General features: G+C 50.1%; 11 protein-coding genes. 6 read left to right on the top strand and 5 right to left on the bottom strand.

All coding sequences use genetic code 11. The features are described from left to right. Positions 1–65: 65 nt before the first annotated feature. From NST23_RS28030 to NST23_RS28010, 5 genes are all read right to left on the bottom strand, one after another. A complete protein-coding gene (locus NST23_RS28030; RefSeq protein WP_122962281.1) occupies positions 66–881 on the bottom strand; it encodes an HAD family hydrolase in 816 nt (271 codons plus the stop codon). Next, the gene (locus NST23_RS28025; protein WP_122962282.1) at positions 878–2,023 is read right to left on the bottom strand and encodes a cysteine protease StiP family protein; all 1,146 of its coding nucleotides are present in this window, start codon (positions 2,021–2,023) and stop codon (positions 878–880) included. The genes NST23_RS28030 and NST23_RS28025 overlap by 4 nt, the downstream gene beginning before the upstream one ends. 23 nt (positions 2,024–2,046) lie before the next feature. After that, complete coding sequence (locus NST23_RS28020; RefSeq protein WP_281868579.1) at positions 2,047–3,426, bottom strand: phosphoribosyltransferase family protein; 1,380 nt, start codon at positions 3,424–3,426, stop codon at positions 2,047–2,049. Next, positions 3,359–4,564 carry an HpcH/HpaI aldolase/citrate lyase family protein gene (locus NST23_RS28015; protein WP_173597215.1) on the bottom strand — a complete coding sequence of 402 codons (1,206 nt, stop codon included), beginning with the start codon at positions 4,562–4,564 and terminating at the stop codon, positions 3,359–3,361. The genes NST23_RS28020 and NST23_RS28015 overlap by 68 nt, the downstream gene beginning before the upstream one ends. 88 nt (positions 4,565–4,652) lie before the next feature. Continuing rightward, positions 4,653–5,108 (bottom strand): tellurite resistance TerB family protein, encoded by a 456-nt coding sequence (locus NST23_RS28010; RefSeq protein WP_063231626.1) that lies wholly within the window; start codon positions 5,106–5,108, stop codon positions 4,653–4,655. A gap of 691 nt (positions 5,109–5,799) precedes the next feature. On the opposite strand from NST23_RS28010, the gene NST23_RS28005 reads away from it, so the two are divergent. The 6 genes from NST23_RS28005 (at position 5,800) to NST23_RS27980 (ending at position 12,907) form a co-directional block, all read left to right on the top strand. Then, on the top strand, positions 5,800–7,344 hold the full coding sequence (locus NST23_RS28005) for a malate:quinone oxidoreductase (RefSeq protein WP_256436830.1): 1,545 nt from the start codon (positions 5,800–5,802) through the stop codon (positions 7,342–7,344). 268 nt (positions 7,345–7,612) lie between these two features. Further along, positions 7,613–8,383, top strand: a complete 771-nt coding sequence (locus tag NST23_RS28000; RefSeq protein ID WP_340965126.1) for an SMI1/KNR4 family protein — start codon at positions 7,613–7,615, stop codon at positions 8,381–8,383. 130 nt (positions 8,384–8,513) lie between these two features. Further along, positions 8,514–9,515, top strand: a complete 1,002-nt coding sequence (locus NST23_RS27995; protein ID WP_173597217.1) for an ABC transporter substrate-binding protein — start codon at positions 8,514–8,516, stop codon at positions 9,513–9,515. 308 nt (positions 9,516–9,823) lie between these two features. Then, a complete protein-coding gene (locus tag NST23_RS27990; protein WP_122962287.1) occupies positions 9,824–11,011 on the top strand; it encodes a helix-turn-helix domain-containing protein in 1,188 nt (395 codons plus the stop codon). Between the two features lie 61 nt (positions 11,012–11,072). Next, positions 11,073–12,095 carry an ABC transporter substrate-binding protein gene (locus NST23_RS27985; RefSeq protein ID WP_173598931.1) on the top strand — a complete coding sequence of 341 codons (1,023 nt, stop codon included), beginning with the start codon at positions 11,073–11,075 and terminating at the stop codon, positions 12,093–12,095. Continuing rightward, positions 12,092–12,907, top strand: a complete 816-nt coding sequence (locus tag NST23_RS27980) for an alpha/beta hydrolase (RefSeq protein WP_340965123.1) — start codon at positions 12,092–12,094, stop codon at positions 12,905–12,907. Before NST23_RS27985 ends, NST23_RS27980 begins: the two co-directional genes overlap by 4 nt. Positions 12,908–13,090 lie beyond the last annotated feature (183 nt).

Genomic DNA, 13,090 nt, shown 5'->3' with positions numbered 1-13,090 from the left:
TTTGCAAAAAACTTCAATTTATGCCTGATTTGTAACTTTTTCGGTCGATTTCCCGCGTTTCTTGTCTAGCGTGCTCGCAGCTCCTGGCGCAAGGAGGCGAGAACCGTCTGCAAAATCTCCTCGGAAGCGCTCATTCCTGATGCTTGTGTAAAATGAAAGCTGGCTACGGCGTCATTGTGGCCGCGAAGCTGATAGATTTCCCCGTGCGGAGGAACGACAGCGAGGTGTGCTGCTTCCAAAAGCGGCATGTCCAGCAGGGAATCGCCAGCAGCAATCATCCGATCGTCTTGCTCCAATGCGCACACGTACAGGGAAGCATCGCGCTTGTTTACGGCTTGCGGTACGAGGTAGAGCTTTCGGCCCTGAATGGACATGCTCCAGTTTTGCTCAGTGACCCACTGTTCGAAGTCGCGCAGTTCGTCGACAGGCATTTTTTCGCGATCGATGATGCTGTAGAAAAACAAATCTTCAGCCATTCGCTCGCGGATGACCCACTGCTCGTGGCTGATCCTGGCGAAGCCTGCCAGCATGTCGTGGATTGCTGCGCATTCGTTGATCATTTTACTGCGCACCTGACGGCTCCATTGCTCGTCGATTTGTCCGTCACGAAGCACATGGCCGCCGTTGCTCGTAATGGCATAGCGCGGTACAAGCTCGTTTTGGAAAATGGCAATGCGTTTATACTGCTCAATCGTTCTTGTAGTCACTGGTACAAACAAACACTGCAGGTGCACCTCATGAAGCAAGTGAATCGCCAGGTCAGACATGTGCGAGATAGGCGCGCCGTCCAGCACCTCGACCACCTGAAACGGTTGTGTATGGTCTGCAAGGAAGCGCGTTCCGTACAGGAGCGTCTGATCCAGATCGCTGGCAAAAATCATTGGTTTTCCCCTCTCATCGGTCGGATAATGCCGCAGCAGGAATAGCTCATATCCGAACGTTCCTCCACCAATACACCCCTGTCTTTGGCGAGCATGATGATATGGGCAAGATTCGGGTTGTCGACTGAATCGACGAGGATTTTCCACGGCACTCTGCGCAAGAGTACGCGAGTCGTTTCACCAACCCCCGGTTTGATCAAATTGACATCATCTATTTCCAGTTCCTGCTGAATCCGCGAAATATCGTGCATTCCTTTCCAGGTTGGCACGTAGTCGTCTTCATGGCGGATCAATTCGGCTGCTTGTTCCTTGGCTTCGGCGGCAATATCGGCAAAATGGGCCGAGATCGTATCGACGAACAAGTTCGAGACATCTTCTGCGATCCATTCCCGATAAAATTTGGCTCCATGAAATTCGCCAGTTGCAAGGAGATCATCGCGGTGGACGGTACGGCTGATCAAGCCGGACACAGTCGAGTTCAGGCAAGCGCTGGGGATCAAAAAGTCTTCGCGGGTGCCAAATGTTTGGACGCAATGCCCCGGGTCAGCGAGTACAGCCAGATCGGCATCAAGCCGCAGCAGGTACTTTTGATTGAAACGGGATATCGCCTCGTGCAACACGGACGTAATTGCCCCTTTTCCCGTCCAGCCATCCACGAACTGAATCTTTTTGCCCGGATGCTGTTCCAGAATGTAGTGCAGCGCGTTTTCGTCAATGCCTTTGCCGCGAATGATCGAAATGCTGTAGTGAGGTGCATCGAGCTGGTGAATTTGGCGCAAATAGCGGCGGATCAAAACACCAATGGGCGTCCCGGCCCGCGCCAGCGAGGCCAGCACAAGCTCCCTGCCTTTTCGCGCCAGAATCAATTCAGCTACGACTGCTGACGCCAGCGCCACTTTGCGTGCCGTCGTCTGCAAGGCGTGATGAAACAAGGAGATGTACTCGGCAGAAGGCTGATACTCAACAGGAAGCATTTCCGAATAGTGGGTGCCTGCCTGAATCAGTTCTTCGCGGTCTTCCGTGTTGGTTTCTTCCATCAATTCGCTGATATCTTTCAACAGGAAGGTAACATCTTCTGCTGGATAGCTCCCCATTTGGGGCGGCTTCATAAGTTCTACAGCGTATACTGATCCTCGATCCATGCGGTTTCCCCCTCTCTTGGCTGTTAGCAAAACATGACGACATACTTGTGCGGAATCGGCAGTTGAGCCAAAGCTGCGTACAAACTGTTCAGCCGCTCATCGCTCGTCCCGCGTTCAAGGAACAGGAACAACTCGCTATATCGCTGCTCCGGGATGTTGTAAATAAAGTTGGGAATGGCAGGATCATCGGGGCTCTCGTAGGAAAATGCATTTTGCACGGCATAAGCCTCTTTTGCTGCCGGATGGATGGGGCTTCGCGTCGTCGATTGATACAAGACGTCGTCGCCCATAAAAGCGGCGATCATCATCGGAACGTACATAAATTCGCCCGTTCCCATACATAAGGCCCTGCCTGTGCGGTATTGCTGCAAAGCTTGTCCCAACTCGCGAAGTGTGCCGTGCAATTCACGCTGCTTCTCGGCTGTTATTCCGAAGCGGCCCGTTTCCAGCAAGTATGGTTGTGTGTTGATGAACCCTGACGGAGTGATGGAAGAAAAGGACAGTTTGGTCAGCGCAGCCGTTTCCAGCGGGATAACAACCGGGGCTGTGCCTGCGTGGGCAGAGGCAACGATTGTTTGCTGTGTCGGTTGCTCGCCTATTGCTCCGTTTACTTCAATCTCCCCTTTGAGCAGAGAAATGGCCGTGATTTTGATGTCCAATTCGGCTTCAAGCTCCTGGAATTTGCGATGATCCTCTTGGGAACGCCAATCCAGCAAGGAAGCGACGATGTATTGCTTTCGCGGGAAGTGACGCTGAATCTCGCGAATGATGTTCAACGCTGTCTTGCCAGTCGTAATCTCATCATCTACTAATACGATTGGGCACTCAGAACGTAGCAAGTTTTTATTTACCGGATAAAAGTGATGAGCTACTGCGTGGGAATGCTCTTCTTCAAAGTCAATCGTGGACGGAAGCTCATTGATGCGCTCCCTGGTCGTATGAATGTATTCGGTCTTGCTGCCAAACGCACTGAACATGCTGTGTCCAAGTGCCGTAGCCGTCTCCGCAAAGCCGATGAACAACAACGGTTCGGGCAATTCAAAAGGATGCAGCAGCAGCTGGTGAAGAATCTCATCGCTTTTTTCCTGATGGACGATCCCTTGCACAATCGCGGGCAGCTCTGCGACTTCGAGGGAGTACCGTTCTTCGAGGAGCCGGGCGGCCAATGCCATTCCGCTCAGCACAGATGTGGCGGGACGAACGGGCAAATGCTTGCCGAGAACTTTGCTGACAAACAGAAAGCTTCGTTTTTTGTTAATGCGGGCAGCCATCTGAAACAGTGCTTCCGGCGGGAGTTGATACGGATTTTGCTGAACGCGGATGGTGATGTCCAGATTACCGAGAATATTGAAGTTGAATATTTGATGTTCGGGCGAGGAGGTTGATAAAGTTGTTATGTTCATGGAACACCCCGTACACTTTTGATTTGATCATGATTTTTTTCGCCCAGCTCGTATGCGGCTTGATTTCGTTCATCTTGTTGGCATATTGGCTCTTGGTCACGCCGTTTGTCTGGCTTTGCAGGATGGTACAGGCATCCTCGTATTCTTCTCGTGTAATCACTGCAAGGGAGTGGACAATTTTGATGTGGCTCGGGTGAATAATGGTTTTGCCAGTCAGGCCGTTTTCCTTGTCCAGCAACACTTCCTTGATCAGCCCGTCCTGCCAGTGATTCAACAGTTGTTGGCGAAGCCTTCTCCCGGATGAACCGCCGAGTTTTTGTTCAAAAGGAGACTGGCGAAGTTGCGGTTTCAGCAATCTTTCTCCGGTTCCAAAATACTCCCAGACCGGACCTGATACGACGTGCTCGCTGCCCTGGCGGGTAAACATGTTGACGATGTCGCCGATGCAGTCGCGAATCGTGGAAATATCGTAAATCGACACGTCCGGCCCCCGGCGTAATCCGAACAGGCTGGAAAAGTCGGTTGCTCCCATGCGCACGTTCAGAACGAGGTGCCGATATTTGTCTATCGTATTTTTGATAGAGAGCAGCTCGGCTGTCCGGGTCTCTTTGTAAATAACGTCGGCAGATTCCAGAATGGGCATGCCGTACACGGGAAAGGAAACATGCCGATTGCAGGATTCCAGCGCCTCCAGATACTCTTCTGCGTTGTGGCTGGTAAACTTCGGGAACACAAACCCTGTCAGGCAAATCAAGTCTTCTTGCAGCTCATCGACAATCCGGTTCATTTGGGCGACATCCCGTACCCGCACGAACATGATCGGAATATCGTCCTGGTGGATCAAGCCGTGCCGCATTTGGCTGGAAATATCGCGCACTTGCCGAATCAGCGATTGCTCCGCCTCTGGCACCTCATGATCACCGATGGCGTCTTCCAGGCAAATCACCATCGAAATCAAGCCTTCGTGTTTTTTGGTCATGACGTCCTGGGAGATGGTAGCCCGCATGGCTGGCATATAGAGCGTTGCTCCCAGTGCGTGGGCAAGCACTTCCTTTTCGGTACTTCGATTGATCGGAAGAGGGTGTATACTGAACAGTTCTGCTCTTTCATCTTCTAGCAAGTAATCAAAATGCCGCATAAAAAGAAACGACTCCCCTCTTCATCCCAATTCGCCATACGATAAAAAAACAAGACTGCCTCTGGTATAAGGCAATCCCGCTTGTTGGTTACAGCTGGAAATCGCCTGGATTCAAATTAACGGTCTGGCAAATTTCCCGAACTACCATTTTTTCTTTCTCATCAAAATCGCCGTCTGCTGCACCAATGGCACAACACACACTGATGAGAACTCGTGCTGCTTCCGAATTATTTTTGATTTTTCCGATTGCTTTGAGCGCTTCCATCTTGCCTACGCCATGATCAAATTCAAATCCGCTGACAAAATGGTTGAACCGGGCGATAACATCGTTCATATTAAAAACTTTCAATTCTTCGCTTCGGTTGATATAAGCGGCCATCTTTTGTTTTTCTGTGGAGTCTATTTGTCCATCGGCTGCGGCAACCAATGCGCATCCCGCGACGACTGCATCCATAAAGTCACGATTCTGAAACTTTTTAACCTGGTCCCGCAAGGTCGATTGCGTGCTTTTAAGCCAGTTCGAAAATGTGCCAGAAATTGACATTTTATTACCTCCATCAACAAACTTCTGAAACTATGACGCCTATGCTACAATCTTACAACATTTGATATAATTTGGCAAAATCATAACGGATTTGTAAGAATTCCAGTATTCTCTTAAATTATTTATTGTTGGTGAAAGTCTATTTTTGCATGATTTTTGCTTAATACCGTTCGACAAAAACAGATAAATTTCCACAAACAACCAGCCTATATGTAAAAATTGATCCTTTTATACAATTGTGTGATCAAGTTCCGACTGACATAGGCTACTTGTTGCAGGCCATCGAATGTTACAATGTATGTTTGACCAGACGGGTAGATGGCATGAATATCGTGGGGGGCAGAGCAATTGTACACATCCCCGAACGCTTTTTTGCGATGCGATCATATAATATCCCGCTATAAGGCAAAATAACGGAAGAACCCTGCCGATAACCCCGCAAAACTCATCGAGCAGTGGCTTTGGTTTTTGTGCCTTTATAAGGTTTTATGACCGTTTTTCAGTATGTCTCTATTAAAAGTGCATCATTACTAAAATTTAAGGCACCTTTAATAGCATATAACTATCAATATATAGCAAATATTTTATTCTAAAGATAAAAGTGTTACACTATATACAGGTTGTAATTATTCCAGAAAAGGTGTGTACTAGGTAGCACCCTGACTTGCAACGGGGCCAGATCAGGAGCCGCCTGCATCTTTTCTCCAAATACCAGCGAGTTAGGACGGTAAAAATGAGTAGCAGACAAATGCAAACAGACGTTATCTTAATTGGTGCCGGCATCATGAGTGCGACCCTAGGGTCACTGCTGAAGGAATTAGTACCAGACTGGAAAATTACAGTGTTTGAAAAGCTCTCAAAAGCAGGAGAGGAAAGCTCCAACGAGTGGAACAATGCAGGAACTGGGCATGCTGCACTCTGTGAGCTGAACTACACCAGCGAAAAGAAAGACGGATCGGTCGACATTAGCAAAGCAATCAAGATCAATGAGCAGTTCCAAGTTTCCATGCAGTTCTGGTCTTATCTGGTGAACAACAAGCTGATCAGCAATCCGCAAGATTTCATTATGCCATTGCCCCATATGAGTTTGGTGCAAGGGGAGAGAAATGTATCGTTTTTGAAGAAACGTTTCGAAGCGATGGCAAACAATCCTTTGTTCCAAGGCATGGAGTTCTCCGATTCTCCAGAAAAACTGAAGGAATGGATTCCGCTTGTGATGGAAGGCCGCAACTCCGACGAGCCAATTGCTGCCACAAAGATCGACTCTGGAACGGATGTCAACTTTGGGGCCTTGACGCGTATGCTGTTTGATCACTTGAAGAGCAAAGACGTTGAAGTGAACTACGAGCACAGCGTTGATGACCTCAAGCGGGCCAGCGACGGTTCTTGGGAGCTGAAAGTGAAAAACCTGCATAACGGCAGTGTTCAACGCCATAAAGCGAAGTTCGTCTTTATCGGCGGTGGGGGCGGAAGCCTGCACTTGCTGCAAAAATCCGGTATCCCGGAAGGAAGACGCATTGGCGGCTTCCCGGTAAGTGGTATTTTTATGGTCTGTAAAAACCCGGATATTGTGGCGCAACATCATGCAAAAGTATACGGTAAAGCCAAGGTCGGCGCTCCGCCGATGTCCGTACCTCATTTGGACACACGTTATATCGACAATAAAAAATCGTTGCTGTTCGGGCCATTTGCTGGCTTCTCGCCTAAGTTCCTGAAAACCGGCTCCATGTTCGATTTGATCACTTCTGTCAAACCGAACAACGTGATGACGATGCTGGCAGCAGGCGCGAAAGAGATGTCATTGACCAAATACCTGATTCAGCAAGTCATGCTTTCGAAAGAACAACGCATGGAAGAGCTGCGCGAGTTTATTCCGAATGCGAAAAGCGAAGACTGGGATATGGTTGTTGCCGGTCAGCGCGTACAGGTAATCAAAGATACCGAAGCTGGCGGCAAAGGAACGCTCCAGTTCGGTACGGAAGTCATCACGGCTGGCGATGGTTCGATCGCAGCTTTGTTGGGGGCATCTCCGGGTGCTTCTACCGCAGTATCTGTCATGCTGGAAGTCCTCAAAAAATGCTTCCCGCAACATGTAACCGAGTGGGAAGCGAAGTTTAAAGAAATGATTCCTTCTTATGGCATGTCTTTGATGGACAATCCAGAGCTGTTGCATGACATTCATGTAAACACAGCAAAGACGCTGGGGCTTGACAATAAACTGGTTGCTGTCCAGTAGACGGCAGACGGTTCTTTAATCCAATCATAAGCAAGCGGCCTTTCTCCTGCATGTTGCGTTGCGGGATGAGAGGCCGTTTTATTTTGGCTGTTTGCTTGGTCAGCCGCTCGTCTGTTCGTGGATGACAGGCTGGCATGGGACTGCTACGGATAGGCCGCAAGTAGCATTTTCAAAGACTTCCCTGATTTCAAAGGAATATGTTGGAGAATGGTGGAAAAAGAAAGAGAGTCATTTCGGGAGACAATTTTCAGACAAAGTGGTGAACCGCGTGGAACCTGTATATTCGCAAATCGATGCTATCCTTTCTCAGATGCGGTCAGTCGTGCAAGCAATGTGCGAACAAGACCCTGACTTTTACGCGAAACATCCGATGCAACTGCTTGCCGAAGCAGACGAGCAAGCAATCAAAAGCGTGACGGAAACATGGACGCTGCCTGAGGAGTACGTGTACTTTTTGCAGCACTATGTTCCACAATCTGTGTCCTGGAGCACGGATGATTATATCAACCTGGATATATACGGGGCAAAGGATTTGCCGGATGGCCAGCTCGGGTACAACTACAATCCGGTGACAGATGAAGTGATAGAGGACTGGCCGAGAAGCTTTTTGGTGATTGCTAACGACGAGGGCGATCCATACTGCATCGATCTGTCCAGAGGCGACACCGTGATTTATACCGCAGAACACGGCAGGGGAGTCTGGGATTTTGCTGTCGCGTACGACAATCTGGCGGAGTTGCTGCGCAGCGCTCTGCGACCGCGGAGCATCACGGAAACAGACGTAGAAGAGATGGAAGACTTTATATACAACAAAGTTATGATCACAGGTGCGGGTGCTGACAAGCTCAAGACGCTGCTGTTCATCAAAAAATGGTTCAAATGCGATTACGGGCAAGCAAAAGCTCATCTGGAAGCGGCTCCTCTGCTCGTGTTCAAAGGACTGGAGTCAGTCGCTGCCAAAGTCGCAAACGAGCTGGCCAGCATAGGTGCGGAGTACGAGGTAAGCCAAATCAGTTTTACGGAATTTGTGCAAAGATAGGCTGGTGGGAGCATAGGGCTTTCTTTTTATTTACCCGCATGAGCACTTGATGTATACTCTTTTAGTGATAATGATTATCATTTTCTTTATTGATCGTTATTCATTAATGGAGAGGGGCTTTGATTCAGCTATGTTTAAAAAGGAACGCCTGCTTTCTCTGCTCGGTCTGCTGCTCGTGATGGCGTTTTTGTCAGCTTGCGGCGCAACGACTGCACCTGCCACACCTGATGCTGGAAAAGCGAATGCGGGTACCGAGACAAGCAAAGACGCTGCTCCCGATACAAAACCGGCTACAAAAGTCGTAAAAGACGTGCAGGGACGCGAAGTGGAGGTCCCGGTTCAAGCGCAGAGGGTTGTTTATGTCGGCAGCAATCCGGGGGATTTGCTGGCGATCGGCGTGAAGCCGATTGGCGCCACCTTGAGCGTCATCGCGAGTCAGATTGCCTACCCTGAACAAATAAAAGGAATCGAAGACGTCGGTTATCCATACTCGCAGGAAAAAGTATTGGCGTTAAATCCGGACCTGATCATTTTCGACGACTGGGATGAAAAAGGGCTGGCGGCTCTGGAGAAGATTGCACCGACTGTCGTCACGGGGCTGGACGATGCCACACCGACCAAAGAGCGCGTGATGTTTACGGCAGATGTGCTCGAACGGACGGAGGCGGCAGAAGCTTGGTTCAAAGCGTACGAGGAAAAGGCAAAAGCGACCAAGGAGAAGCTGCAACTGAAAGGCGATGAGACTGCCGTATCGCTGCTGCTTTTGGGCAAAGAGATGTATGTGATGGGGAATCAAGGGCTGAATACGACGGTATACGGCCAGCTCGGTTTCAAGCCGTCACCAGGAACGCAAAAACTTGTAGACAAAAACGAGCGCTTCGTGGATGTCTCGAACGAAGTTCTCCCTGACTATATGGGCACCGATATTTTTCTGCTGACGGATGGTGGCAACGAGACGGTTGCCCTCCAGCAACAGTTGATGGACAGCTCCGTCTGGAAGACGATTCCGGCTGTGCAGCAAGGTCGCGTGTATATTTTGGATAGCAAATTCAACTACGATGACCCGCTGACCTTGGACTTGCTGCTGGACGAAATCGTTTCAGTCATGTCGGCGAAAGCAAACAAAAAATAACGGTCAACCGACCGGGTTATCAGAAGCTGCTCGCCACTTTTGCGGGCAGCTTTTCATTTTTCACCCGCCGCATAATCAAAGCGCAACAGGCAGCGGATCATCCGCGATGGAAATGATAAGACAAAAAGGAGTTCCATTGCAGATGCAGCTCGGGGTGGCCGGGAGTGTTATTTTGCGGGGAGGGTCGCGTGGTCGCTACCCGCGATTGTCTTCGATAAGGCGATGGACTATAGTAATAATATGAAAATGATTATCAATATCATAAATAAAACCGATTTTCTATGAAAAAGCGCAGGAGGTGGCTGAGCATGTTCAGGAATGAACGGAATCAAGGCAAGGAAAGCGGCATGGCTGCTCGTTTGTCGCTTGCGGAAGTCCGGGAGTATATCGCCAGCCGTTTTGCCGAACCTATATCGATTCATGAGCTGGCCCAGTTGACCGGACTTAGCCCCAATTACTTTGGAGATGCGTTCAAAAAAGCGTACGGACAGAGCGTGATGGATTATGTGACGGAGCTTCGCATCGGGCGTGCCAAGCAGCTTCTGCGCGATTCCGATTTGTACATGCACGAAGTGGCGCGAAAAGTCGGCTACACGGACGAGTTTTACTTCAGCAGAAAATTCAAGAAAGCAGTCGGCGTATCGCCTTCCGCATACAGCAAGGAGACGCGAAGGCGGGTAGCGGTCACGTCCACGGCCGGGACGGGAAATCTGCTCGCACTGGGGATTGTTCCGGTTGCGGCTCCGCTTGATCCGAAATGGAGTCCTTTTTACCACTATTACTATCAAGACCGGATTCCAATTCATTTAAGCTCACCCGAGACGGAGTTGGACGAGGAAAGCCTCAGAAAGCTGAGCTTGGCCAAGCCGGATTTGCTCATTTTGCACCATGAATACGACCAGGCGATTCGCAGTCAGCTTGAAACAGCCGGGATTAAGTGCGTCGAAATCAAAGCAACAAAATGGCGGGAGCAGCTTAGGGAAATGGCAGCGATGGTGGACAGACAATCAGATTGTGAGCAATGGCTGCAAGCCTACGAGGAAAGCGCAGGGCAAGCCAGGCAAAGCGTGCGCGAAGCAGTTGGAAATGACGTTTTCGTCACTTTGCGTATCTCCGGGGAGGACATCTATCTTTACAGCAACAGGGGGATTCGCGACATGCTGTACCAGGATTTGGCCCTGGCAACGATCCCGGAGCAGAAAAAGCTGTGCAACGAAGTGATTTCGCTCGACCAACTGTCTCACATTAATCCTGACAGACTGCTGGTATTGATCTGCCCGGACGCGCGGACGCGAAAATTTTGGCTTTCCTTGCAGTATCACATGCAATGGAGAAGTCTTGAGGCGGTCAAAAACAGCAAGCTGTACGTCATTCCGTCCAACCCGTGGTTTGAGTATTCCGCCCTGGCGATTATTCGGATGATGGAAGAAGCGACGCTGATGCTAACAGGGAAAAATCCAGCCTCTTCTCTTGTTCCTGTCCATGGAGTCACCTGATGTTTTCTTCTATAATCCTTTCTTGTGAGAATGGTTATCATTCGAAAAGGGGGACTTATTTATGATAAAGAGATGGAGCAAGCGACCAAGTCGCGCCCACAAAACAATGGCTCTGCTGTCAACCGTGCTGCTCGTATCCGGGCTGCTTGCCGCATGCGGTACAGAAACAGCCAAGCCACAGGACAGCAAGCAACAGACGGCAGCCGAGAGCACTCCGACCGATTCGGCAAAAGGTACTGCCCAGACAGAGGTTGCCTACCCGTTGACGGTAAAAGACGAGCTTGGTCATGAACTGACGATTCCGGCCAAGCCTGGCAAAGTATTTGCCCCTGTCATGGAGGATTCTCTGCTGTCACTCGGGATCAAGCCCGCGATGCAATGGTCGAACGGGGTAAGCCCGCAAGAATACTTGCAAGACCAGCTTGGCAGCGTGCCGCAGATCAGCTTCGCTGGCGGAACCCCTTCTTTTGAAGTCATTTTGGAATCGCAGCCGGATCTCATAATTTTGCACAATTCGTATTCGGCGGAAAACGGCGCGTATGAGAAATACGCCAAAATCGCTCCCACCTACGTTTTCAAAAGCGCCTCTACTGATTTGAACAGCTCGGTTGGCACGTTGGGAAAACTGCTGGGGGTTGAAGACAAGGCGGAGCAAGCTTTGAAAAACTACGCGGACAAAGCAGCCGATGCAAAGGCAAAGCTTGCGGCAAAAGCAGAGGGTAAAAAAGCCGCGATCATCCGCTTTAACGCAAAAGGAATGTTTTTCATGAACAGCGATTACTTCAGCGGCTATGTGCTTGCCCACGATTTGGGCTTTGAACCGAGCAAGCTGGTCAAAGACGGCGCGTTTGAAGTATCGATGGAAATATTGCCTCAACTGGATGCCGACTACATTTTTCTCGTGAACGACGGCAACCAGGGGGATGCATTTTTAAAGGAATTGAAGGACAGTGCCGTATGGAAAAACGTCCCGGCAGTGAAAAGCGGCCACGTATTTGAGACATCCAATGACTACTGGCTGAGCGGCGGTTTTATCGCCCAAAGCAAAGTGATTGACGATGTGGTGAGGTTCATGCAGCCATGAACAAGATGATCGAAACACCTCATATTCCGGAGCGTTGCTACGAATACAAGCTGACATCGAAAAGACAGCTGGAATACCGGATTTTGCTCGGGAATCCAGCAGATGAGGCACCTCCCGGCGGGTATGCTGTCATCTACGCCCTGGACGGAGATGCGCTATTCCAGACGCTTGCCGAAGCAGTCAAGCTCCAGACTCGCAAGCCTAAAGGCTTCGACCCCATTTTGGTTGTCGGCATCGGGTATCCTTCACGCGAGCCGTTTGATGTGGAGCGGCGATGCCGTGATTTTACGATGCATGTCGACGAAGCGTCGCTTCCCGAGCGGCCTGATGGCAGACCGTGGCCACCGCATGGCGAAGCGGATCAGTTTCTCGATTTTCTCGAATTTGAGCTGATGCCGGCGATTGCCAAGGAATGGCCGATTGATCCGAACCGACAATTACTGGTCGGCCATTCGTTGGGTGGATTGTTTGCCTTGCATGCTCTGTTCACCAGACCACAATTGTTTACGCATTACGTGGCGGGCAGTCCGTCTGTCTGGTGGGCCAACAATGAGGTGCTCAAGGAAATGCAGAAGTTCAAAGCGGGCTGGCAGGGCGAGTATCAGCGTCAACTGTTGTTGACCATCGGAGCTGACGAGCTGGAGGATATGCTGGAAGGCGCAGAAGAAGTCGCCGCGGGTATGGCGACGCTTGCCGAGCAAGGTCTTCATCTGGAGTGGATAAAGTTCACAGGGGAAGACCATGTGACGGTCTTGCCTGCCATGCTTAGCCGTCTGCCGCGTTTTGTGTGGTCCGGCAAAGAACCGAAGTAAAGACAAGAAAGCGGATTGGCTGTCAAAAAGATGACAGCTGATCCTTTTTTGCGTTGCACGCTGACGAGCATCTATGATAATTTTTGTAAGGTCAACCGAGACAGACTAACCGTACAGCTGGGCGGGCGTCAATCCAGTGGCGCAAATGGCGTCCAGCGTCCAAGACTATTAAACGAGGTGCAG

The organism is Brevibacillus sp. FSL K6-0770, from assembly GCF_038000275.1.
GTDB lineage: Bacteria > Bacillota > Bacilli > Brevibacillales > Brevibacillaceae > Brevibacillus > Brevibacillus parabrevis.
The sequence above is the reverse complement of the archived record's forward strand: the minus strand, read 5'-3'. Positions and strand labels throughout refer to the sequence as shown.